The 24613-nt window shown below is 49.4% G+C and carries 15 protein-coding genes; 9 read left to right on the top strand and 6 right to left on the bottom strand.

Annotation, left to right across the window (positions count from 1 at the left end; genetic code table 11):
* Nucleotides 1–31: 31 nt before the first annotated feature.
* Both LZD49_RS01600 and LZD49_RS01605 read right to left on the bottom strand, forming a co-directional pair.
* The gene (locus tag LZD49_RS01600; RefSeq protein WP_234665559.1) at nucleotides 32–280 is read right to left on the bottom strand and encodes a hypothetical protein; all 249 of its coding nucleotides are present in this window, start codon (nucleotides 278–280) and stop codon (nucleotides 32–34) included.
* 142 nt (nucleotides 281–422) lie between these two features.
* The gene (locus LZD49_RS01605; RefSeq protein WP_234665560.1) at nucleotides 423–821 is read right to left on the bottom strand and encodes a hypothetical protein; all 399 of its coding nucleotides are present in this window, start codon (nucleotides 819–821) and stop codon (nucleotides 423–425) included.
* A 290-nt stretch (nucleotides 822–1111) separates the two neighbouring features.
* Here LZD49_RS01605 and LZD49_RS01610 point away from each other — a divergent pair, with 290 nt between their 5' ends.
* Nucleotides 1112–1483, top strand: coding sequence for a hypothetical protein (locus LZD49_RS01610; RefSeq protein WP_234665561.1), 372 nt, complete (start codon nucleotides 1112–1114; stop codon nucleotides 1481–1483).
* Here the strand turns inward: LZD49_RS01610 and LZD49_RS01615 are convergent.
* Nucleotides 1480–2994, bottom strand: a complete 1515-nt coding sequence (locus LZD49_RS01615; protein WP_234665562.1) for a hypothetical protein — start codon at nucleotides 2992–2994, stop codon at nucleotides 1480–1482. The genes LZD49_RS01610 and LZD49_RS01615 overlap by 4 nt on opposite strands.
* A 301-nt stretch (nucleotides 2995–3295) precedes the next feature.
* Between LZD49_RS01615 and LZD49_RS01620 the strand changes: the two genes are divergently transcribed.
* The 7 genes from LZD49_RS01620 to LZD49_RS01650 all read left to right on the top strand — a co-directional run bounded on the left by LZD49_RS01620 (nucleotide 3296) and on the right by LZD49_RS01650 (nucleotide 14870).
* A complete protein-coding gene (locus LZD49_RS01620) occupies nucleotides 3296–4096 on the top strand; it encodes a glycerophosphodiester phosphodiesterase family protein (RefSeq protein ID WP_234665563.1) in 801 nt (266 codons plus the stop codon).
* 84 nt (nucleotides 4097–4180) lie between these two features.
* Nucleotides 4181–4735 (top strand): RNA polymerase sigma factor, encoded by a 555-nt coding sequence (locus tag LZD49_RS01625; RefSeq protein WP_234665564.1) that lies wholly within the window; start codon nucleotides 4181–4183, stop codon nucleotides 4733–4735.
* Between the two features lie 21 nt (nucleotides 4736–4756).
* Nucleotides 4757–5752: a FecR family protein gene (locus LZD49_RS01630; RefSeq protein ID WP_234665565.1), complete on the top strand. Its 996-nt coding sequence runs from the start codon at nucleotides 4757–4759 to the stop codon at nucleotides 5750–5752.
* 131 nt (nucleotides 5753–5883) lie between these two features.
* The gene (locus tag LZD49_RS01635; protein WP_234665566.1) at nucleotides 5884–9321 is read left to right on the top strand and encodes a TonB-dependent receptor; all 3438 of its coding nucleotides are present in this window, start codon (nucleotides 5884–5886) and stop codon (nucleotides 9319–9321) included.
* Nucleotides 9322–9365: 44 nt separating this feature from the next.
* Nucleotides 9366–10808, top strand: a complete 1443-nt coding sequence (locus LZD49_RS01640) for a RagB/SusD family nutrient uptake outer membrane protein (RefSeq protein ID WP_234665567.1) — start codon at nucleotides 9366–9368, stop codon at nucleotides 10806–10808.
* 113 nt (nucleotides 10809–10921) lie between these two features.
* Entirely contained in the window at nucleotides 10922–11341 is a 420-nt protein-coding gene (locus tag LZD49_RS01645) for a hypothetical protein (RefSeq protein ID WP_234665568.1), read from the top strand.
* 13 nt (nucleotides 11342–11354) lie between these two features.
* The gene (locus tag LZD49_RS01650; protein WP_234665569.1) at nucleotides 11355–14870 is read left to right on the top strand and encodes a VCBS repeat-containing protein; all 3516 of its coding nucleotides are present in this window, start codon (nucleotides 11355–11357) and stop codon (nucleotides 14868–14870) included.
* Between the two features lie 214 nt (nucleotides 14871–15084).
* Here LZD49_RS01650 and LZD49_RS01655 read toward each other — a convergent pair whose 3' ends face one another.
* Nucleotides 15085–16527, bottom strand: coding sequence for a glycoside hydrolase family 30 beta sandwich domain-containing protein (locus LZD49_RS01655; protein WP_234665570.1), 1443 nt, complete (start codon nucleotides 16525–16527; stop codon nucleotides 15085–15087).
* Nucleotides 16528–16692: 165 nt separating this feature from the next.
* On the opposite strand from LZD49_RS01655, the gene LZD49_RS01660 reads away from it, so the two are divergent.
* Entirely contained in the window at nucleotides 16693–19695 is a 3003-nt protein-coding gene (locus LZD49_RS01660) for a triple tyrosine motif-containing protein (protein ID WP_234665571.1), read from the top strand.
* A 40-nt stretch (nucleotides 19696–19735) separates the two neighbouring features.
* On the opposite strand, the gene LZD49_RS01665 is transcribed toward LZD49_RS01660, so the two are convergent.
* Entirely contained in the window at nucleotides 19736–21265 is a 1530-nt protein-coding gene (locus LZD49_RS01665) for a RagB/SusD family nutrient uptake outer membrane protein (RefSeq protein ID WP_234665572.1), read from the bottom strand.
* A gap of 18 nt (nucleotides 21266–21283) precedes the next feature.
* Nucleotides 21284–24394: a TonB-dependent receptor gene (locus tag LZD49_RS01670; protein ID WP_234665573.1), complete on the bottom strand. Its 3111-nt coding sequence runs from the start codon at nucleotides 24392–24394 to the stop codon at nucleotides 21284–21286.
* Between the last annotated feature and the right edge of the window lie 219 nt (nucleotides 24395–24613).

Here is a 24613-nt window from a genome sequence, read left to right on the forward strand (position 1 = left end):
CAGGCGCTGATCTTTACAAAAATGATACCCGCTAAGTAGGGCCTTTGGCATCCCAGTGATCCTTGACCACTTTACCATTGCCGTCGCGAATTAGTATCCTGACAAACCGGTTGCCATTAATTTTGCCATCCACATCCCGGTTTCCTATAAAAAGCGTTACCGGATTGCCATCTGCATCCGTACGAAAAGTCAGATCGTATCTCCCAAATTTTTTATCGATCGTGCTGTCCGGTCCGTAACGTTTCGACAGCTCTTTCAACAGTTTATCTCCAATTTTCATAGTTGACCGCCCGTTATGGGTAATTCAGCCAGAATGAGCTCTGATATCTGGCTATGCACTACATTTCATTGCCATTGTTGACGGCATATTGGATAAAATCAGTTTTGGGCGCTAGTCAAAAACTTTGCCAGTCAGGGCAGGATTACCCTTTGTAGGTGGTAATTAAAATTTCCGAATCCGTCTGTGCCTTAATTGAGTGCGCAACGGCCGAGTGAAAGGACATCATCTGGCCGTTTGTCGTGTAGAATACCCGTCCTTCCGTTTCAACCTTCAATTCGCCTGACAGCACCTGAAATGTCAGACATTCATCTATCGAGTGATCATTTAGCGTCGCCCCCGATTTCAGGATCGCGACAAGGATCGTAATTTTCTCCGATTTGTAAACTGTAATCGCATTGCGGTCATTTTTTTCCCAGGATTTTTCTGATCTGAGTTGCTCCAAATAGATAGGGATATCCGTAAAGACATACGGAGCATCCAGGATTCGGTCTCCCTCAGGGCGGTTTCCGGTAGCGTGGTTCGATTTGATTTCCATTGCCATGGTGAATAAGGGTTGATCAATATGTTTCGGCATTCAGGAAAATCATGCCATTTGACTATCAAGTATATGTTGATATAATTTATAAAAAAAATCTTATTGAAGCAATGATCTTGTCACCACGACACAGCAACACAATGCCCACCCGAATTGCTTTTTGCCGGGAAATAGTTGGCTCAAACGAATGACTTTTACCATTTGATCACAAGATAGACCGTTTGATAAATGAAATAGTACTTTTTTTAGAGTTATTCCGCTATTTTTGGGTATCACACTCTTAACTTAATTTAGCTGTGGAATTCAATAACAGGGAAATCGGTGCTTCACTTATCCTGGTCTTCATGATTGCTTTTTGGACTTTATCGTCCATTCGCAAGCGGATCGCGGCAGAGAGAAAGAAAAAAATCCTTAAACAAGGCGTTCAAGCCAACGCTACTGTATTGGCGATCAAGCCGACAGGTGAATACCTCAATAATCTGCCCGAATTTCAGGTGCAGATTAAGGTAGAATCCAAGGCCGGCAATGATTTCGTGACGGAGATGAGGGAGGTGCTTCCTTATGCGAAATATGATTCGCTTCGCCAGGGTACGCAGGTTCTCGTTAAATATGATCCTGCTTATTACAAAAGGGCGATCTTCCTGCAAATGGCGGAGACGCTGGTTTAGACCTTGATCTTTAATAGTTTGTAAACACGGGCCGCATGGCCCTTTTTTATTGAAATAAGCCGTAGATCGTACACCCCAGGTTTCATTTTTGTCTTGAATATTTCGCAGCTAAACCCGTTCGAAGCAGGCCTTGTCAGCGTTGTGGAAAATCTTCGTAACGCGGGATCATAACCATTGGCGACTTTCATTAAGTAACGCGGCTGTAAATCGGTGTCATTCAATGCGACTACGTACAAGTGGTCATAACCCTCGCTTTCCTTGAAAATTCCGTTTCGCAGTTCTAAACTCTGTGTGTTGTCTTTGCATTCAACTGTGAGAGAATCAACTGTCCGTTGCCAATCAATTTGCAAAATCGGAGAATCGGTAGAAGGCAGGGAACCAATCAGATAAGTTTCCTGGGCCTCGGAAAAATAGTCGTTCAATACGATGTCGTGGAAAACCGGTGGATAGCAGACGAAATTATCCCAGTACCTATCATAAAATGCAGTCGCCAGGACGGCAAAAAGCGCTGCGTATATTTTGTACCGATCCATCTTGTAGCCGATATCATCCGGCTCTATGCCGCGCGCGAAGCAGATGAGAAAGGCAACGAAAAGCAAAGAACAGATGCCCGCGACGCATAGCCATTGCAAGTCTGTGATCCGTCGATGTTTTTGCCGCATCAATTGTACAAACACAATAAGCACAGGTAATAATATCGCAATGCCCAGCCATATGCTATAATTCTTATTGATCAGGTCCGTATCAGCCACTTGTCCGGCAAACGACAGCAAAAGGAATAGCTTGGGCCAAATGTTGCTGGTCGCCTTGGTAAGCATCGATCCCGGACCGAGGCTTAGGGTCGCAAGATGGATAGCTGTGGCTGCAATGAGCAGTATTGAAGGCGTCAGAACTTGTTTCCAATGGTTGGAAGTTGCCCAAACGATCATCAGCCAAATCACAACTGCTGCGAATCCATTAGCGCTGGTGAACAATGCGATAGCCGCGAGAAGCGCACTTAGGTGATACTTTTTTATCGTTATGGCCGTGTAAAACGACCACAGCGAAAAGGCAATGCACGGGGCGTGTTGCAGGCTGCAGGTAGCCCATAACACGGTGTCGGCGTAATGTTGAACTTGAAAAAGGAGGCAACAAATAGCCACCAGGGCGGGGAGTGACAATTGCTCTTTTCGATGAAACTGGTAGAAGATGACGGCTATGCCTAAAAGGCTTAAATCCCCCCAAATGATTAGCCATCGCATGTTGAGTTGCCTTGTCAACAGATATTGCAAGGTTGCGACGACTTTGGAGAATAGTAGCCGATGCTCAAAATTTTGATCAAAAAGCAAACCCACTGCGTCGACAGGGTTTTGACTGTGCTCAAATTTATAAATGAATTGGACGATGTTTTCAAAATCGTCATAGTAGGGAAAATTGAACGAAAGCCGGAAAACCGTAAACCAGAAAAAGGCGATTACTGTGAGGATGGTTGTCCAGAGAATGCGTGTGCAGAACTGAGAAAAAATGGTCATCGACAAGTAGCCCGGCAACTGCCGGATAAGCTAATTTTAGATATGCAGAGCGAATAGAAGAAAGTGAGTGTGTGCATAGTGAATGTCAAGAATAGTGTGTAGCCGTCTTATTTAAGCCTTTCACAAACAAACAGCGAAAACTTAGGTTTCCCAAAGTTGTTGAATGACGGGCCGGTTACAGTTAGCAAGCGGTTTAGTGTTTACCGTAATGTCTTTTTTTCGGCCGTTTTTATATTATTGTTAACTGCATTTTCGGAAAGTGATAGGGCCGTACTTTTACCTATCAAAAAAATGCATTTCCATGAAGCAACTTCCCGCGCTGATTTTCGCCTTTTACTATGTTTTGTGCCTCGCCAATGCCTCGGCACAGAACCGGAAGATTGATCTGATCGCACATAGGGGCGGGGTAGTGGATAGTACTTTTACGGAAAACGGATTACCAGCCTTGAAGGAGGCTGCCCGCCAAGGTTACGAAATGGTCGAAACGGATGTGCGTGCGACAGCCGACGGTGTTTTGATCGCCAATCACGATGCTGATTTTAACAGGTTTTACGGTGATCCCCGCAAGGTTACAGAAACGGAATGGGCCAATGCGCGCCAACTCACAAGCAAACTGGATGGAAGTAAACCGATGCTGCTCGACGATGTGCTGAAATTTTGCAGGAAACATGACATGGCCTTGATGCTCGACAACAAAATAACAGGCCTTGATTCTGCACTTTTTAACAAACTGATTGCATTGCTGGACCAATATCACCTCAGGAAAACGGCTCTCATGATAGGTACCGACGAATCTACCGAATTTTTTACCGGCAAGGTCCGGCTGAGCTGCTCACGAAAACAGTTGGAAGATAATATGCGAAAGACTGGCTACCAGGCCGATCATTATTATCTTTTCGAAAGGCCTGCCAACCTGACCCATGAGGACGTTGCATGGGCGCGAAAGAATCATATCCGCGTTGTGGCTGCGATCAACAAGTTTCACTACCGAAAATCGGCCGACATCATGGCTGATGCAAGGCGAGATTGTGAGAAGATGCTTGGCTACGGTGTCACGGAATTTCAGATCGATTCGGAGTTCCGGCGGTTCCTGCGGAATTAATTTCTGTAAAAATCCTATAAATCGCTTAGGGGTTTGCGGGAGTTGTTTGACTATACATACAGATCCGGATAATGGAGCACCCTCATGACTAAATTTCTAACCGATGAACAGCTGGTAACGCAGCTCCGCGAAGGCAATAAACGCGCTTTCGAGGAGATCTATGACCGTTACTGGTACAAATTGTTCTGCGTCTCCTATCATCAGGTAGGGTCGCGGGAGGAGTCGGAAGAACTGGTGCATGACATATTCGAAAGCCTCTGGAACAAGCGGCTGGAAACCGAAATTCGAAGCCTCGGAACCTACCTGGTGATCTCGATGAAATACAGGGTTACCAATTTTATCAAGTCCCAGATCACCTGGCGACGGTATCAGGAATATCTGATCCTCAACAAGATACAGGAAACGTATTCTACGGATGAGATCGTGCAGTTTTCGGATCTTTCGCGGGCTGTGGACGAAGTGATGAGGAAGCTTCCCGAAAAAACCAGCCGTATTTTTCATTTAAGCCGCTTCGAAAACCGTCCGGTAAAGGATATTGCCGAGGAGTTCAATATTTCCGAAAAGGCCGTTGAATACCATATTACCAAGTCACTCAAAGCACTAAAAGAAAATCTTTGGATGTATAATTCCAACAACTAAAACCTATACACGCCTCCGCAAATGACACCATATAGCTACGACGAACTGATTGAAAAATATATTGCCGGAACAACAACGGCAGACGAGGACCAATGGATGGAGCATTATTTACGCGACAATCCGGTCGATGACTCGGATATTTTTCAGTACGAAAAAGAGGAGATCGGGCAACGGATCAGGCAGAAACTCCTGGCCAATACAACACGTAAGCCGGTGAAAATTGGATGGTGGGCCGCGGTTGCTGCTTCCGTGACGTTTCTGGCTGGTATTTTCTGGTATAATGCACCGAAACAAAATACCTTTCTACCTACGCTGGCTTCTATCTGGAACGAGGATGGCGAAGGCTTTGCAGTGAGCAACACATCGCACAAGCCACAACGGCTCACATTGGAGGACGGCAGCGTGGTGATCCTGCAACCCAACAGCCGGATCAGTTATCCAGATCATTTCGGCGAGCGTAAAAGAATGGTATACCTGCACGGCGAAGCGTTTTTCGAGGTTAAGCGGGATGTGACAAAACCGTTTGTCGTTTCTACAGAAAACCTTGCAACGCAGGTGCTGGGGACAAGTTTTAATGTAAAATCGTATGACGGGTCCGGTTCGATAGAGGTCCAGGTGGCTACCGGAAGGGTGTCGGTATATGAGACTTCCGATAGCAAGACGTCGAGTAAAAACGGTTTCATTCTGACGCCTAACCAGAAGGTGGTATTTGACAAGGATTCCCGTAAGATGGAATTGGGGATTGTGCGGAACCCGGTGATAGTGAAGGCCGTGGAGTCGCGGATGCGGTTCGAGTTTGCTGAAACGCCGGCGACCGACGTTTTGGAGATACTGGAGAAGGCCTACGGCATCGATATTGTAGTGGAAGGCGATGTGTTGCGGAATTGTCTTTTTACGGGCGATATCAACGACCTGTCGATGTTCGATCAGCTGGATCTGATCTGTAAAGCGGTAAATGTCGAATACGAGCGCCGCGGCGCTTCGCTATTTATTTCGGGTGAAGGTTGTGGTAACTAATTGAAAAAAGGATAAGTGAAAATAACAAATGCCGGCCATGCGCTAACATGTCCGGCAGTTTGAACATCCTTCCTGGCAGAAGGATAGCAGTTTGTTTTTGAGTTGTTCAGTCCACAAAAACTTTTAAAATTATGCATAAAAAAATACCCTTCAAAAGGGCTGTTTACAAAGTCATGAGCGCTACGGCCAAACAACTTTTACTTGCTCTGATCTGCTGTGGGTTCTCCATGGCGCATGGCGTTTATAGCCAGGAGTTACTTAACAAAGAGATCTCTTTGAAAGTAGAAGCGCAGGAAATCCGCCAGGTTTTGCGGCAGATCGAGAAACAGGCCGATGTTAAATTTGTATACAGTTCGGGCAGCATTCAGGGCAGAAGCACTGTTGCGGCCAAACAACTGCAAGGCTCTCTCAGCCGCGTGCTCGACCAATTGCTGACACCCCTGAATGTTTCTTACGAGGTGGTGGGAACCTCTCGCATATTATTGCGAAAAAAGAGCGAGCCGCAGAGCACAGCCCCGTTTGGTGCCTCAGCCGCGGAAGTCGCAGCCGACAGGACTGTAACAGGAAAGGTCGTTGACGAGAAGGGCGACGGCCTGCCCGGCGTGAACATCCTGATAATAGGGAGTCAGCAGGGAACATCCTCCGATCAGAACGGCCAGTTTCAGCTGAGCGTGCCGGATGGCAGTGTAACGCTCCGCTTCTCTTTTATCGGTTATGTGAGTCAGGATGCGGTAGTGGGCAACAGTGCGGTGATCAATGTTACCATGGCACCCGATGTAAATGCCTTGCGGGAAGTGGTGGTGGTAGGTTACGGAACCCAGGAGAAAAAAGATGTGACAGGCGCCGTTTCCTCTGTGAAAGGGGCTGACTTTCAAAACCTTCCAACGGGTGGTGCACAGCAGGCTTTGCAAGGCCGTGCAGCGGGTGTGAACGTGATCCGCAACGGGGGAGCACCGGGTGATGCCGGTACGATCCAGATCCGGGGCTTCGGAACGGTCAACAATGCCGATCCGCTGGTGGTGATCGACGGGGTACCGGCCGGTTCGATGAACGACGTGAACCCCAATGACATCGAATCTATCGAGATACTGAAAGACGCTTCTGCATCAGCTATTTATGGTACTCGTGCTGCCAATGGCGTGGTAATTATCACTACCAAACGCGGTACGTTCGATAATCCGATCTCCGTGACGGTGAATGGATACGCAGGTGTCAGCAACCGCATCAAGATACTGGATATGCTCGAAGCTCGTGATCTGGCGGAATTGAAGCGGGAGGCTTACGACAATGACGGCCTGCCTATTCCGCCAATTTGGAAAGAAACTCAGTATCAGACCCAGAAAACCAACTGGCAGGATGCATTGCTCAAACAAGGTGTTACCCAGAACTACGATGCCGCGATCCGGGGCGGCGGTAAGTATTCGTCCTTCTCGATTTCGGGAGGTTATTATAATGAAAAGGGTATTATTGGTAAATCGTATTATAAACGATACACATTCCGTGTGAACTCGGACCATAAGATTGGGTCGAGGTTGAAAATCGGGCAAAATTTGCAATTCACCAATACCCATAATACGTCGCCGAATACAACCTCGTCACAAACCGGTTTGCTATGGAGCGCTATCCGCTTTCATCCCGGTCTGCCGATACGCAATGCCGACGGTTCATACAGTACTACCAAGGGAATCGGCGCATTCGGGGACATCAACAACCCGATTTTTACGGTCGATAACCAGGATCAGAACAATATCCGCAACCGTATCCTGGGTAGCCTCACCGGCGAACTCGAACTGTTGAAAGGCCTGAAATTGCGCGCTAACCTGGCGATGGACGCGACTTTTTCAGAAAATAACAATTTCGAGGTTAAAATTAACGACCAGTTCCGGACGAACTCTTATAATCAGCTCGATCTTACTCACGGCAAATACTGGTCGTTCTTGCAGGAATATTTTCTTTCCTATGACAAGAAATTCGGTGCGCATAGCCTGAACCTCGTTGGTGGTTACACTTCGCAAACATTCAACAGCATTTCTTCCAAACAGCGCGGCCGTGATTTCGCGAGCGAGGACCCCACTTTGCGTTACCTGCAATATGCTGGAACGATCGTTTCCGTGGCCGGGGAGGATGGCAACCGCAGCTACGATGCGCTGGCTTCCTGGTTTGGCCGGGCCAATTACTCGTTTATGGACCGCTACCTGCTCACGGCTACATTCCGTTCCGACGGTTCGTCGAAGTTCGCGTCGGGCAATCGCTGGGGTTATTTCCCTGCATTCTCGCTGGGGTGGAGGCTTTCGGAAGAGGCGTTTTTCAAAAACGCATTGCCCGTGTTCAGCAACTTCAAGCTTACCGGTGGCTGGGGACAGCTGGGTAACCAGAACGTGAACTCGCTGCAATACCTGGCTCTGATCAACTCGTCGTACCGCTATGCGTTAGGGGCTGGCGGAACGCAGAACCCAATTTCGGGCGCCGCGCAGAGCCGTCTGGCAAACCTGCAAATAGGCTGGGAGACGGCTGAGATGAGCAACTTCGGTGTGGAAGCCGGGCTTTGGAAAAATGCATTGTATGTCTCAGTCAACTACTTTGTCAAGGATACCAAAAAGATGCTGCTCGCGCCGCCTTCGGTCGGAACGATCGGAACGTCCATTATTCCGGACCAGAACATCGGACAACTGCGCAACAAGGGCGTGGAGATAGAGGCATCGTACCGTCATACTTTCGGCGGTCTTACCTTCAACGTAAGCGGAAACGCAACTTTAATTAGAAACCGAATTACCAAACTCGCTACGCCGGGCGGCTTCCTCGCTTCGCAGCTTTACGGACGCGGACAGCAGGAGATCGTGCGCACGTACGAGGGCAATCCTTACGGCACGTTTTATGGTTACAAAACGGACGGTCTGTATCAAAAGCAAAGTGATATCGACTCCGACCCTAACATTGCCAACGACTCCCGCAAAACGAACGGGCAGATTCACCCGGGCGACGTCCGTTTTGTGGACCTGACCGGCGACGGCATTGTGGACGATAAGGATAGGACCATTATAGGAAGCCCGCAGCCCAAGATCAATTACGGTGTAAATGCAGGCTTGAATTACAAAGGATTTGATTTCAACCTGTTCTTCGTAGGTGTAGGCGGCGTTTCGATTTTTAACGCCGACAGAATGCAGGGACTTGACGCGAGCTACTCGTTTAACTTATACCAGGAAGCCAATGAGCGCTGGCATGGCGAGGGCACGAGTAACACCGTACCAAGGCTGAGCATCGATAACCCGAACCGCAACTTCCGTCCTTCCGACCTGTTTATCGAGAAAGGGGATTTCTTCCGATTGAAAAACTTCACATTGGGTTACACCATTCCCAAAACGGTGATTGAAAAAGTGAAGTTATCACAAGCGAGATTTTACATTACCGGGCAAAACGTGTTCACGTTTACCAAATACAACGGTCTGAACCCCGAGCTTGGCTATGTTGGCGGTGATAAAGCGGCCGGGTTGTACAACCAGCTGAATGTAGACTACGCGCAATATCCGCAGGCACGCACGTGGACCATCGGAGCAACTTTGTCATTCTAACCAGGACGGGAAATAACCCTAATTGATATTAAGATATAACCGACATGAAAAAGATATATGTACTGGCCGGATGGGTCTTTCTGATGGCCGCAACCAGTTGTAACGACGATCTGCTCGAAAGTACGCCTTACGGACAGGTGACCTCCCAGCAGTTCTGGCGCAATGGCGATGACGTGGTGGCTGCCACCAATGCGATTTATGCACCGCTGCTGAATGAAGACGGCTTCGCGCACACCGAATATACTTTCGATAACTGCTCCGACGATATGAACCGCGCCGGCGACCACTCCGATGAAACTTCGTTGGAAATGTTCACATTTGATGCCTCCAATTCGCATATCCTCGCTACCTGGTCGACTAAATATGAGGTGATCTCGCGGGCCAATGCGGTGCTGATCAACGCGCCAAAGGTGACAATGGATGAGGCATTACGGAACCGGAGCATGGGGGAGGCCTATTTCCTGAGGGGATTCATCTACTGGCGTCTCTCGCTTATTTACGGCGAAGTGCCCATTATCCTCGAAGGCGACGCACTGGATAACAACTACAACAAAGCCAAAGCCAGCCTTGCGGAAGTACGTGCGCAGGCAGAATCCGATTTTACGAAGGCAGCTAGTCTGTTGCCGGTAAGCTACGATGCAGGCGAGGCAGGCCGGGTGACACAAGGCTCTGCCAATGGTTTTTTAGCTAAATTATACGTGTACCAGGAAAATTGGGCGAAAGCTATCGAGGCAGGCCAGAAAGTGATCAGCAATGCCGCTTACAAGCTTGCGGACAACTATGACGAGAATTTTCAGCTTGCCACTGAGAATAATCCGGAAATCCTCTTTTCACTGCAATACGAAACGGGTTGGACCACCGATAATTCACCGACCTTCTACCACACGCCACAGGCATTCGGTGGCTGGGGTTTCCACGAGCCGATCGAGGACCTTGTGCAGGAATTTGAAAAAGGTGACCCCCGGCGGTCATATTCGATTTACAGCCCTGGTGATAAAGTGAACCGGGGGAGCGCCGGAACAACCACATTTGCAGCCAATATGACCCGGGTAACCGGTTATTCGTTCCGGAAATACACCGACTTTACCGATGCCGGTGACATGAGCCAGAGCCTTAATGCGCCATTCCTGCGTACAGCCGATGTGTACTTGCTCCTGGCGGAGGCTAAGATCCGCGGAGGACAAAGCGGCGACACGGAATTGAATGCAGTGCGCAAACGTGCCGGACTAGCCGCCAAAACCGGTGCAAAAATGACAGACATTATGCACGAACGACGTGTGGAGCTTGCCGGAGAAAATGAACGCCACCAGGATCTGTTGCGCTGGGATAAAGCGGGTCTGATCGACATCGCAGCGCATTACAAAATCGCCAGAGGGCCATTCAAGCCAAGCCGTAATTTCATCAAACCCAAGCATTACTATTTCCCTCTCCCGCAACGTGAGGTGGATTTGAGTAATGGAGTTTTGACGCAGAATGGGAATTATTAATAATTGAATGATAGGCTGTACTGTCACCCTGAGCGCAGTCGAAGGGTAAATGCATCATCGCTAGTATCCTTCGACTGCGCTCAGGATGACAGTACCGGTAAACCATAAATACAGTGACCCATTCCCAAAAACTACTGATCACCGTCTTGGCCCTAACGACCCTCACCCGCTGCAACACCCGCGAGCGTGAATTGCAAGGCGTTTGGCGTACGGACTCGATTAGCAATTTTGTGAATGGGTTTAGTTTTACCAATAATACTTTCGACGAGCATTGGTCGACGTTCGAGTATGGTGCCGATGGCGTGATGACGGAGCGGAAGAAGGAGAGATTCAAGACGTATCGTTACCAGCTTCCAGGTGCCGATTCGCTGGTTTATACCGATTCTACCGGGCATAAGCTGAGTGGTTTCCAGATCCTGAAACTGTCGGACGATCAGTTAATCCTGAAAAAAGCCCAGAAACCTTACCTTTCGGGAAAGAACCAGGAATTGTACGAAGTCAGGTTTTTTACCAAAATCCACGCAGGGAAATAACTGCATTTGCCCTATGACCCGTCCTTTGTCCCTGTTTCTTTGCATTGCCTCGCTACTCGCTGCCTGCAATTCGGGCAAAGACGATCAGAAGCTCTTCAAACTGCTTTCACCGGATGAAACAGGCATTCATTTTAAGAATCAACTCAAAGAGGATGATCAGCTTAACATTCTGACCTACGAGTATTTTTACAACGGCGGCGGTGTAGGTGCGGGTGATATCAATAATGATGGTCAGACAGACCTGATCTTTACCGGCAATATGACCGACAGTCGGTTGTATCTCAATAAAAATGAAGGGAAATCCATTCATTTCGAGGATATTACCAGTCAGTCAGGTATAGTAGTGCCTGGCGGCTGGGCGCGTGGTGTGGCTATGGTCGACATCAATGGCGACGGTTTTCTCGATATTTACATTTGCCGCGCAGGTCCGGCACAAGCAGGCCGGTTGCCCAATCTTCTGTTTATCAATCAAAAAAACAACACATTTAAAGAAGAAGCCAGGACCTATGGCCTGGATTACTCCGGTAATACCACGCAAGCGGCTTTCCTTGACTACGACCACGATGGTGATCTGGACGCTTATCTTGTCACTAATGTGATGAACATGCGCGGCCCGAACAACATTCGCCAAAAGGTGAGTGATGGCACATCGCCGAATGCCGATCGCCTTTTCCGGAACAATGGTAATGGTACCTTCACCGATGTTTCAAAGGAAGCGGGGATACTGGAAGAAGGTTATGGATTAGGTATTGCAGTTACGGATGTAAACAACGACGGCTGGCAGGATGTTTACATTTCCAACGACTACGTCTCGAATGACCTGCTTTATATCAATCAAAAAAACGGCACATTTAAAAACGAAATAGCGGCCTATTTCAAACACCAGAGTTATTCGGCGATGGGTAACGATGCGGCCGACATCGATAATGACGGTCTGGTCGATTTCATTACCGTGGATATGCTGCCCGAGGATCCCGTTAGGCAGAAGAACATGTTTGGGCTCATGAACTATGATCGGCATCTGTCAGAGCTGCGCATGGGCTATGAGCCGCAATTTATGCGCAATACTTTGCAGCACAACGCCGGCAATGCGCCGGGAACAAATCGGCCGGTTTTTAGCGAAATAGGCCGTTACGCCGGTGTGGAGGCGACCGATTGGAGCTGGGGCGCATTGTTTGCCGATTACGACAACGACGGTTTCCGCGACCTGATGATCACCAACGGTTACCCCAAAGACATTACCAACCGTGATTTCGTCATTTACCGCATGGCCGAGCACGAAATGCAGATGCGCACAGGCAATAACCGCAACCTCGTGGAAGCATTAAAAAAAGTAGAAGGAGCTCATGTCCCGAATTACCTGTTTGCCAACAACCACGACCTCACTTTTGCCAACAAATCGGCAGAATGGGGCTTCGATATTCCATCGTTTTCAAATGGTGCCGTATATGCCGACCTCGACAATGACGGCGATCTTGATCTGGTTATGAATAATATCGACAAAGAGGCATTTGTATACGAGAACCATTTGGAACGGAAGCCGGATGTCCATTCGCTGACGGTGACGCTTAAAGGGCCTGCATTAAACCGGGACGGTTTCGGTGCTAAAATTTGGGTCTGGACAAAGCACGGCCAACAGTACGCCGAACATTCTCCTTATCGGGGCTATCAGTCGACAACCGAAACCAACCGCGTGCATTTTGGCATGGGTACTTCTTCCAAGGTCGACAGCCTGACGATCGTGTGGCCGGATGCGCGTAGGCAGGTTGTGAGGGATGTAAAGGCTGACAAGTCACTTGAACTGGATTACGAAAAAGCAACCAGTCAATATCAAACAAATGGGTCTCACGACAAACCCCTGTTCGGAACAGTAAAGAATATTGATTTTCAGCACACTGATGATCTCTATATAGATTTTAAAGTTCAGCCTCTGCTTCCTCATTTATTATCGCAAAACGGTCCGGGTATTGCGGTGGGCGATGTAAATGGGGACGGGCTGGATGATTTTTATGTCGGTGGGGCATTCAACCAGTCGGGGAGCGTCTTTGTACAGGACAAGCATCAGCATTTTAGCTCAAAAGCATTAGCAGCTGGGCAGAAGTATGAAGAGGACATGGGTTCTTTGTTTTTCGATTCGGAGGGCGATGGCGACCTCGATTTGTACGTCGTGAGTGGCAGCAATGAATTTGAAGCAGGTTCGAAGTATTATCAGGACCGGCTTTATGTCAATGACGGAAAGGGCAATTTGAAGGTCGATCCGCAAGCATTACCAGCACTTACCGGCAGCGGGTCGACGGTCAATGCGGCCGATTTCGACCGCGATGGCGACCTCGATCTTTTTGTCGGCGGCCGCCTCTCGCCTGGTGCTTATCCAATGCCTGGGGAAAGCTATATTCTTAGAAATGATCGTGGGAAGTTTACCGAAACTACGCAGGAAGTTTGCCCTGAAATCGCAAATATCGGTATGGTAACCAGTGCCTTATGGACTGATTTTGATCAGGACGGCTGGGTGGATCTGATCGTTGCCGGAGAATGGATGCCTATTATTTTTTATAAAAACAACCATGGTAAACTGGTCAATGCCAGCGCTCAAACTGGCTTAAAAAACACTACGGGCTGGTGGAACAGCATAGTATCCGGAGACTTCGACGAGGACGGTGATAACGACTATATTCTGGGTAATGTCGGTCTGAATGCAGAGGGCAAACCGTCGACTGACAAGCCACTCACGCTGTTAGCGAAAGACTTTGACCAAAGCGGGACGATGGATCCCGTTACGGCCCGCTACATCGGCAACGACCTGTACCCGATCCATCCGCGCGACGAGATGACAAGCCAGATGAACTTTCTTAAAAAGCGGTTTATCTATTATGCCGATTATTCCAAAGCGAAAATCACCGACGTTTTCAAGCCCGAGGAATTGAAAGATGCCCGCAAGCTGGTTTGTGAAACGATGCAGTCGGTCATGCTGGAAAACAAAGGCGGTGGGAAGTTTGTCATGAAAAACCTGCCAACAGCCGCACAGCTGGGTGCGGTGTACGGCTTGCTGGCCAACGATTTCAACCATGATGGCCACCTCGACTTGCTACTTTCCGGCAACACCTACGCAACAGAATCAATCAGCGGACGACTGGATGGCTTGAATGGCCTGCTGATGCTGGGTGACGGAAAGGGTGGTTTTAAGCCATTAAGCCCTGCTCAAAGTGGTATTCTGATTCCTGGTGATGCGAAAGGAATGGCCAATTTAATGCTTAGCAATGGGAGTCAAATGATATTAGCTGCGCAAAACAATGGGCCACTGCTGGCATTTTCGGATGGCTCAGATAGTAAAATGGTTTATATCAAACCGTTATCGCAGGATGTGCTAGTGGAAGCGACCTATGCCGATGGACGGAAAAGGCGTTTTGAACTGGCATATGGCGCTGGATATTTATCACAATCGGGGAGGGGTGTGGCTCTGGTGCGCGAGGGATTGATGAAGGTAGTGGTTGCCGATTTTCGTGGACGTTTGAGAGATGTTGCGTTTTAGTTGTTGTTACAGCCCTAACGGGATTTTGAGAAGATAATTAGATATTTTCTGCTACCGATATTACATGCCTAGCGGCATTTTTGCACGCTTTCTTGTTGCCGCAATTCCAAAACAAAAATCGCGTAGCGATATAATATCGGTAGCAAAAAACGTCACCGTGAGATGTAAACAAATGCCCTTGGGCATGCAACAACAAATACGAAACCTCAAAACGCTACCAAACAAACGTCCCAACCGATCCGGCTTTCAAACTTACATAGGCCGCATTCTCCCCGTCTTGAATGCTAAACTTCTTCTCCGCATCCGAATCGTTCAGAACAATCAAAACCTTCTTTCCCTCAGGTGTGACAAAGGCCACATTTGGCAATTTTTCATCCGGCTTATCCCCGACAGCGGCGCCCGAAGCGATCCGCACAGATCCGGGCCGCACAAACTTGGACGCGTGTGCGACCACGTAATACGCCGCATTGCGCGTGACTTTGTCGCCGTCGATGGTAACGCCACCCAGGCAGCGGTCGCAGCCGCCGCGATCGGTGAATGGACGATTTTCCGGGTTGCTGGTCAGGTTCCATTCCAGCACAGTGCGCGCCCAGTTTTGGGTGGCTCCTATGGTCAGGTTTTTGATGTGGTTTGGGAAATCCTTCCCGAAATTACCCGGCGCTCCCATCCATTGCTCGGTGAAATAGAGGTTTTTGTCGGGATGTGCATCGTGGACTTTGGATAATGCATCGATGGTTCCTCCGTACAGGTGGAATGCGGAACCATCTACATACTTTTTCGCTTCGGGATCGTCCAGGATCGAGATCGGGTATTCGGGCTTGTCGGCATTATGATCGTAAACGATGATCTTCGTGTCGATTTTCGCCTTTTCAAATGCAGGTCCCAGGTGGTTTTTGACAAAAACGGCCTGATCTTTTGCCAGCATCAGCAGGCTTGGGTTATTACCGGGGTGCAGCGGCTCGTTTTGCACGGTAATTGCATCAATGCGAATACCTTCTTTTTGCATATCCTGAATGTAGCGCACCAGATATTTGGCATAAGCATCATACCATTCGGGTTTCAGGCTTCCGCCGCGGGTATCGCCGTTGTCTTTCATCCACACTGGCGGCGACCAGGGAGAGCCGAGGATTTTCAGTTTCGGGTTAATGGACAGTATTTCCTTTAAAACCGGGATCACATCGTGGCGGTCGGGTCCGAGGTTGAAATGCTTCAATTCCGGGTCGGTCTGGCCCTGAGGCAGGTCGTTATAAGAAAAAACTCTTTCATTAAGGTCGGATGCGCCGATGCTTACACGCAAATAGCCCATGCCGATGCCATTACCGGCGGTAGAGAATAGCTCTTTCAATAATGCTGCGCGGGCGGTTTTGCTCATGGCCATCAGGTGCCCCGCGCTGCCGCCTGTGAGCGTGAAGCCGAAACCGTCGATCTCCTGGTATTTTCTTTTGGGATTGATGCTGATTACCGGCGATTCAATGGCCGGCGATGTCTTCGACATTTTCCGGAAAGTCAGTTCGGATTGCTTCTGGAAAAGCGCCGATTTATCGGAATTGGTCAGCCAGAATTCGATTTTGCTTTGCTTTGGCTGGCCGGTTACCCGCAGAAATGCCAACCAACAAAGGGCAGGAAGTAATGCGTATTTAAGAAATGAAGTTTTCATGCGTTTGCGGCAATTGAAAGGAGATGACTGGTAAACAAAGCAGCGCTATTCCATCTATTGAAATACACTGAAAATAATGTAATATATTGCGAGTTCAAATGTAGGGCAACCTGCACAACTTCGGGCAGACAGGACTACTACATTACTACAACAACCTGACGAAATTTGCGAAATAAATACCCTGGCGTGGTTTGTCACTACGTCAATTCCCTCATCGGTGTATTGCAGGTGCGAAATAGGATACAGGTCGCTGGTCTGCTGCTATTAATCCTGTTCGTTTCTCCGCTGCGCGCGCAGAATACCATTGGTTTGCCAGAGGTAGTCAATTACTCCAAACAGGTTTATCATGCGGGAACCCAAAACTGGGGCATTCGCCAGGGCAGCAACGGCGTCATGTATTTCGCCAACAATGAAGGGCTCCTCACTTTCGATGGCATTTACTGGCGCACTTATCCGTTGCCCAACAAGACCAAAGTACGCTCTCTGGAAATTGGTCCCGATAACCGCATTTACATTGGTGGGGAAAATGAATTCGGCTATTTCACACCGGACGAGCGCGGGATTTTGCATTATGTTTCCCTGCGCGACCTCGTCCATGAGCGCGACCGTGGCTTTGCCGATATCTGGAATGTGGCAGTACTCAAAGGCAGCGTATTTTTTCGGGCCAGTAATCGGATCTTTGTTTACGAAGACAAAGCTGTAAGCGTTTTCAGCGGCGGTTCCCACTGGCGGTTTCTGAGTGTCTCCAATGGCATCGCCGTTGCGCAGGATGCCGCAAGTGGTCTGCTTCGTTACGACAATGGCCGCTGGATACCCTGGATCACATCGGGCGATTTACCTGCCGACTACCTGGCTACCGCATTGTTATCTGTCAATAAGGAAACGTCGCTACTTGTAACAATGGACGCCGGCGTTTTCCGTCTTACGGGCGACCATGCGACACGCCTGCAATCCGCATTTATCGATCAGGTCAGGAAGGAACGCATTTACGCCGCCACGAGGGTGAACGATCAACTGATCGCGCTGGCGACGAGCCTCGGCGGATGTTATATCATCACCAATAAAGGCGAGTTTATACACCGATTCTCACGCGCCGACGGCTTGCAAAACAACAATGTACTGAGCGTCTTCCGCGATCGCGACAAAAATCTGTGGCTGGGTCTCGACAATGGGATTGACTTTGTGGCCTATGACAATGCGATCAAAACCATGTATCCCGCGACTACGAAGGACGAAGCGGGATATGCTTCGGTCATCTACAAGGGCCACCTGTATGTAGGCACGTCGAATGGCTTGTACTCGGTAGCGGTGGGGCAATTCAACGATTTGAGTTACGTGAAAGGCACTTTTGGTTATATCGAAAATTCACGGGGGCAGGTGTGGGGGCTCGCGGAGATCAACGGTAAGTTGCTGATGGCACACCATGAGGGTATCTTCGAAGTGGAAGGAAGCCAGGCTCGGCCCATTATGAAACGCAATGGTTTCTGGGGCTTTTTACCGCTTTCGAGGATTTATCCGGTCAAAACGGTGGCGGTAGGGAACTACAACGGCATCAACTTCCTGGAATATGATGGTGATGCGTTCAAACCGTCGGGTTCGGTACCTGGTTTCGATGTGGCGTCGCGCTTCCTGTGCACGGATGTGCGCGAGGAGAATGTGATCTGGACGTCGCATCCCTACCGTGGCGTGTACAAAGTGACATTGTCGCAGAATGGTAAATCGCAGGCGCGCTTGTACACGCACAGGAACGGATTACCGCTTTCGCTGAACAACAATTATATATACAAGGTCAGAAACAAAATCCTCGTCGCGACGGAAAAGGGGATTTACGAATACAATGCGGCCGGTGACCGGTTCGAAGCTGCCGGACATTATAACAGCATATTCAAAAACCTGGGGGTGCGCTATTTGAAAGAGGATCAGGCTGGGAACGTGTGGTTTGTGCGGGGCAAGGAACTTGGCGTGGTGGATATGAGCAGCGGCAATCCAAAGATTATTTTCCTGCCGGAAATCAATCATAAAATGGTCTCCGGTTTCGAATACATTCAGCCTTTAAATGAAGAAAATATCCTGATCGGTGGCGAAAAGGGTATTTATCATATCAATTACAAGAAATACAAAGAGAACAAGAGCCATATCGATGTGCAGGTGCGGGCAATGCGATCGTCCGGAAAGACCGACTCCCTGCTCTTCGGCGGCTATTTTGGGGAGGTCAATGAGCTTAAAAGGCAGTCGGAGGAGCAAATACCACAGATAGCCAACCGACTGAATTCAGTAGGTTTCGAATTCTCTTCCACGCTTTTCAGCCAGCAATCCAGTATCGAATATGCCTATTTTCTCGAAGGATTTGACAACAACTGGTCGAACTGGTCGCCGCGGAGTGCGAAAGAATATACGCATTTGCCGCCGGGGCATTATACATTCAGGGTGAAGGCGCGGAATAATTTCGGAAATGAATCAGAGGTGGCTGGTTACTCGTTTGTGATCCTGCCGCCATGGTATCAGACGATCTGGGCGTACCTGGGTTATGTTATATTGGTTCTGGGGCTGGCCTGGCTGTTTTACAAATGGCAGGAAAGGCGCTTTCTGCACCAGCAACAGCAGCATTTGGAAGAACAGAAACGCCTGCAATACCTGCATCAGCTCGAACTGGAAAAGAGTGAAAAGGAGATCATCAAGCTCAAAAACGAAAAGCTCGAAGCCGAGATTTCGCACAAAAACACCGATCTGGCCACGTCAGCCATGCATTTAGTCCAAAAAGCGGAATTATTGTCTAAGCTCAAAACCGATCTCGTCAAAATCACCAAAAGCGCCGAGGACGACAAGATCAACGACGACCTCAAAAAGATGATCAAGGTGGTAGCCGATGAGAACAAGGTCGATAAGGACTGGGGCCAGTTCTCCCGGCATTTTGATAGCGTGCACAGCAATTTCCTGATCGCATTGAAAGAGAAATATCCAAACTTGACCGCCAATGAGTTGAAAATGAGCGCCTATTTGCGGATGAACCTTTCAAGCAAGGAGATCGCACAGCTCATGAATATTTCATTGAGAGGGGTGGAAGTAAGCCGCTACCGCCTGCGCAAGAAGTTGCAACTGCCCACGGAAGTGAATATGTTCAACTTTTTCCTGGGTTTTCATTTCGACGAATCAAAAGAAAAGGCTTAGAGCAATGCTCCAAGCCTTTCTGATCTGGGTATGGAACACGCTACTTAGTTCCGCCCCATTCTTTACTCTGCTCGATTTTCGTGTTTTCTAGTTCCAGCAATGGAATCGGAAGAATTTCGTGCTTGCCTGCGACGAAACCTTTCGGTCCCAGCACGGCAGGCGCATCGCCCCAGCGCACGAGATCCATCCAACGGTGGCCTTCGCCAGCGAGTTCAAGGCGGCGTTCTTTTTTGATGTTTTCAAATGTGGCTGCTACCGGTTTCAGTCCCACACGGGCGCGTACCGCGTTCAGGAGCGCGGCTGCGCGGGTGAGGTCGCCTGAACCGCGTACGAGGGCTTCGGCTTCCAGCAGGTAGGTGTCGGCCAGGCGGGTATCATACATGTTTTGCGGGAAGTTCAGTTCGGGTGCACCGGCGCCCGTCCAGCGGTCGGATTGCCGCCCTGCGAATTTTTCGAGGAAATAGCCGGTATTCATATAACCCTTTTCGTAGGCTACCGCACCCGCTTTTTCAAGGCTGTCGAGGTTGGCGATCGTCGCTTTGTAGCGCGGGTCCGAATGGATCGCGTCGAACAACGACGGCGTTACCGGAAGGAAGCTCCATCCAGAAACATAATCCGGCGCGGCATCCGACTTGCGGTTATAGCCACGCGGACCGGTGATAATGTTCATCACATTCCCTTCGGTACACGACACGCAGCTCCATCCGCCCGCAGAAGTATTGGTATAGGAAAGCTCGAAAATCGACTCGCTGTTAAACTTGCTACTCGTCTTGAAAAGGTCGCCGAACTTTTCGAGCAACTTATAGCCGTATGGGTTGTTGCCGCCCGGTGTGCCATTCACTTTGGACAGTTCCTGTGCAGCCTGCGGGAATTTTTGTTGGTACAAATACACTTTGCCCAAAATCGCATGCGCAGCGCCTTGTCCTACACGGCCGCCTTCGGTGGCGACATTGATCGTAACCGGCAAATCCGCAACCGATTCTGACAAATCCTTCTCGATTTGAGCATATACCTCAGCCGGGGCCGCCTGCACCACGTCGTACATTTCCTGGGTAGAAATGGTGCGGGTAAACAGGGGTACGTTTTTGAACAACCGCACTAGCTCGAAATAGAAATACCCGCGCAGGAATTTCGCTTCCGCGGTGTAGCGCTTTTTCAGTGTTTCATCCATCGGCACCCCAGGGAGCTTTTCGAGAATGGAATTCGCGCGGAATACGCCCGAGAAACCTTTTCTCCATAATTCCCCCTGAGGTCCTGTGGTCGGGTTTAGGGTATAGTTGGAAATGACCTGGAAATCCATAATATCGCTTGGTCCGCCGCCGCCTGCATAATGGTCGTCGGAAGCTGCATTCATGGTGGCGATGGTGGACACGTAGCCGTTACCCTGCCAGCCCACCACATCGTAGGCGGCTACGAGACCATTAAATGCCTCTTCCTGGTTGCGGTAATAGTTTGCTTCGAGGTTAAGCCCTTTGGGTTTCACATCGAGGAAGCTGTCGGAGCAGGACATGAGCTGCAAGCCGGCGGTAAATGCCAGGGCAGTCACGAATTTGTTATATCTCAATTTCATATTATTCGTATTAATCAATTAAAAACCAATGTTCAAACCAACCATGAAGGAGCGTGCCTGCGGGTAAATGCCCTTGTCGATGCTCAGCACGCTGCCGCCGATCTCGGGATCATAGCCGGTGTATTTGGTGATTGTGAACAGGTTCTGGCTCATTACATACACACGGGCCTTTTTCATCGCCAATTTGCTGATGATCGAGTTCGGCAGCGAGTAGCCGATTTGCAGGGTTTTCAGGCGGAAGAAGTCGCCTTTTTCCAGATAGAAGCTCGACGGGTTCTGGAAGTTCTTGTTAGGATCGCCGTTCACGAGACGTGGAAAGGTGGTCGAAGTTCCCGGTCCGGTCCAGCGGTCGAGTGCGTCGGTTTGCCAGTTGGCATTGGCGATATCGAGGCGGCGGAGGCCCTGAAAGATCTGGTTACCGGCCACGCCTTGCCCAAATACCACGACGTCGAAGCCTTTGTAACCTGCACTCAGCGTGAGGCCATAGTTCCATTTCGGGGTAGGGTTACCGATGAACGTACGGTCGGTTTCAGTGATCGTGCCGTCGCCATTGAGGTCCTGCCATTTGAAATCGCCGGGTTTTGCATTGGGCTGGATCTTCTTGCCATCGGCGGCAACATGTGAATCCACTTCCTCCTGTGTTTGAAAAATACCCTGATTTACATAACCGAAGAACGAGTTGATCGGCTGTCCTACCTGCGTGCGGGTGATCGGCGGTGCGCCCTGGAAGCTCTGGCCGCCTGAAAGGTACTCCACGCCATTGCCCAGGTAGGTCACTTCATTTTTAATGTAGGAAACGTTTCCGTTCACCGAGAAATCAACCTGGCCTAAACGTTTGCGGAAGCCGAGTTCGAGTTCCACACCTGTGTTTTCCATATCCGCAATGTTGGCTGCTGGGTTCGAGATAGCCCCTACATAGCCTGGAATGCGCGGGTTCTGCAGAATATCCTTCGTTGCTTTCTTAAACCATTCGAAGGTCACATTCACATTGTTAAAGATCGTCGCGTCTAAACCGATGTTGGTTTGGCTGGTCTGTTCCCATTTCAAATCGGGGTTGGCAGGGGCGTTCGGGCTGTAACCGATAATGTAGCTGCCTGATGTTCCGATGGTGTAATTGCGGCCGCTTCCGATGGTCGAGAGGTATGCGAAATCGCCGATGCCGTCGTTACCCACCACGCCGTAGCCTCCGCGGAATTTCAGAAAGTTTACCGCATTGCTGGTAGGGAAGAAATCTTCCCGCGAAAGTACCCAGCCCAATGAGAATGAGGGGAATACACCGTATTTGTGATTCGAGCCGAAGCGGGAAGAACCATCGCGGCGGACGAGAGCCTGCACGAGGTATTTCTCATCAAAATCATAGTTCAGACGGGCGAAAAGCGAGCTTACCGTGTGGTTTGCACCTTCGGAGCCATCCGAGTTACGCTGGTCGGCAGGGACTTTGAAGTTCAGGGACGCATCGTCGAAATTGGTCGCAGGTACGTTGAAGAACGTCACGCTCGTCATGCGGGTGTTGTTGTCCAGGTATGCGCCTTGTCCGAGCAACACATTCACATTGTGCAGGCCGAATGGGCGGGAGTAGGAAATGGTATTTTCCAGGTTGTAGTCAAAACGGCGGTTGTTGGTGCGGTTGAAGTTGGTTTGCGAGGTTATGGAAGCTGCATTCAGCCATGAAATGGGGGTGAAGCTCTCATTACCCCAGAACGCAAGCTTGCTACCAATCGTAGATTTCAGTTGCAGGCCTTTAATAGGCTCGGCCATCAGATAGGCATTGCCCACGATATTATCCGACCAGCTGTAATTACCCAAACGTGTACTGATATACGCAAGCGGGTTGCTCATTTCCTGACCTACGGCCTGCGAAATGCCATAGGGGTTGCCATTCTCGTCCCGTACTATGCCCTTGTTGGTATAAGGCGCCGCATTCGCTACTGCCGGGTCAGTTATTACTGCGGGCGTAATTGGGTCGAGGTTAATAGCCGAACTCAACGGGCCGCCGAATTCACTGTTTGTATTACCTAAACCAACCGATTTGTCATGTGAATAACCCAGGTTCTGGCCAAATGTGAGCCATTTCGCCAGTTTATGCTCTGAGTTCAGACGGATGCTGGTTCTTTTGTATTTCGAAATATCGGTTGCAACAATCCCTTCCTGATCGAGATAACCTAATGAAAGATAGAACGTTGATTTCTCCGACCCGCCGCTTACGCTTAGTTCGTGGTTCTGGCGTTTGGCACTGTTGTTGAAGATCAATGATTGCCAGTCGGTACCTTTCCCGAATGCTGCCGGATTGGCGTAAGGCGCAGCTTGTCCCGCATTGACAGCCGCTTCGTTGCGGATCGTCGCATATTGGGTAGCGTCCAGCAGGTCGAGCTTTCTGGCCGGTCCCTGCACGCCGATGAAGCCGTTGTAATTCACGCGAATACCGCCCGCTTTTCCTTTTTTAGTAGTAACCAAAATAACCCCGGCAGCCGCCCGTGCACCGTAAATGGCCTGCGAAGCGGCATCTTTCAGTACTTCAATGGATTCGATATCGGACTGGTTAAGGTAGCCGATCCCGCCATTGTCAACCACCACACCGTCCACCACATACAACGGATCGTTGTTGTTTAGCGTAGTGATCCCGCGAACACGCACGGTTGCAGCCGAGCCGGGCTGGCCGGAATTGGAAGCGATCGTCAAACCTGACGTGCGGCCTTGCAATGCTTCTTCAAGCCGGTTAATGGGCATCGATTGCAGGTCGGAAGCTTTTACACTCGAAATAGCGCCGGTAACAACACTTTTCTTTTGCGCACCATAACCGACCACGACCACCTCCGAAAGATTGTCGACGGATTCCTCCAATGCGAAATTGATTTCGGACTGGTTACCTACGGGGACCTTTTGGGTATTCATTCCGATGAAACTGGCCACGAGGATGGCGTTGGGTTGCACCTCAATGGAATAATTGCCGGTGGCATCGGTAATCGTCGCATAATTGGTGCCTTCTACTACCACGGTAGCGCCTACCAGCTCTTCGCCCTTCGTTTTGACCGTCACCTTGCCTTTCACGACACGGCTTTGGGCAAGGGCGGTCTGTACGAGGCCATACAGCATTAGCACACTACATAATAGTACAATTTTTTTGCTCATAAATGTTAGTATTAAAATTTAGTAGATGCGGCAAATGGACTTTGCCCAATTAAATATTGAAAAAGTAATACTTGTGTATTATCAGCAAAGGTATAGGCACAATCAGGCCGCCGGGTAGCAATGCATTACTACATTACTACCTCATATTGCACAAGTGAAATGTTTTCACAGAAAAATCACCACTACATTACTACTACAATGCGGGTTGAGCTGGTTATT

It is taken from the genome of Dyadobacter sp. CY261, assembly GCF_021440085.1.
Taxonomy (GTDB): Bacteria; Bacteroidota; Bacteroidia; order Cytophagales; family Spirosomataceae; genus Dyadobacter.

What these genes read in the sequence shown, in the direction of transcription:
- LZD49_RS01600 (WP_234665559.1), bottom strand. Translation starts at nt 280, where the DNA reads ATGAAAATTGGAGATAAACTGTTGAAAGAGCTGTCGAAACGTTACGGA.
- LZD49_RS01605 (WP_234665560.1), bottom strand. Translation starts at nt 821, where the DNA reads ATGGCAATGGAAATCAAATCGAACCACGCTACCGGAAACCGCCCTGAG.
- LZD49_RS01615 (WP_234665562.1), bottom strand. Translation starts at nt 2,994, where the DNA reads ATGACCATTTTTTCTCAGTTCTGCACACGCATTCTCTGGACAACCATC.
- LZD49_RS01620 (WP_234665563.1), top strand. Translation starts at nt 3,296, where the DNA reads ATGAAGCAACTTCCCGCGCTGATTTTCGCCTTTTACTATGTTTTGTGC.
- LZD49_RS01625 (WP_234665564.1), top strand. Translation starts at nt 4,181, where the DNA reads ATGACTAAATTTCTAACCGATGAACAGCTGGTAACGCAGCTCCGCGAA.
- LZD49_RS01630 (WP_234665565.1), top strand. Translation starts at nt 4,757, where the DNA reads ATGACACCATATAGCTACGACGAACTGATTGAAAAATATATTGCCGGA.
- LZD49_RS01635 (WP_234665566.1), top strand. Translation starts at nt 5,884, where the DNA reads ATGCATAAAAAAATACCCTTCAAAAGGGCTGTTTACAAAGTCATGAGC.
- LZD49_RS01640 (WP_234665567.1), top strand. Translation starts at nt 9,366, where the DNA reads ATGAAAAAGATATATGTACTGGCCGGATGGGTCTTTCTGATGGCCGCA.
- LZD49_RS01650 (WP_234665569.1), top strand. Translation starts at nt 11,355, where the DNA reads ATGACCCGTCCTTTGTCCCTGTTTCTTTGCATTGCCTCGCTACTCGCT.
- LZD49_RS01655 (WP_234665570.1), bottom strand. Translation starts at nt 16,527, where the DNA reads ATGAAAACTTCATTTCTTAAATACGCATTACTTCCTGCCCTTTGTTGG.
- LZD49_RS01665 (WP_234665572.1), bottom strand. Translation starts at nt 21,265, where the DNA reads ATGAAATTGAGATATAACAAATTCGTGACTGCCCTGGCATTTACCGCC.
- LZD49_RS01670 (WP_234665573.1), bottom strand. Translation starts at nt 24,394, where the DNA reads ATGAGCAAAAAAATTGTACTATTATGTAGTGTGCTAATGCTGTATGGC.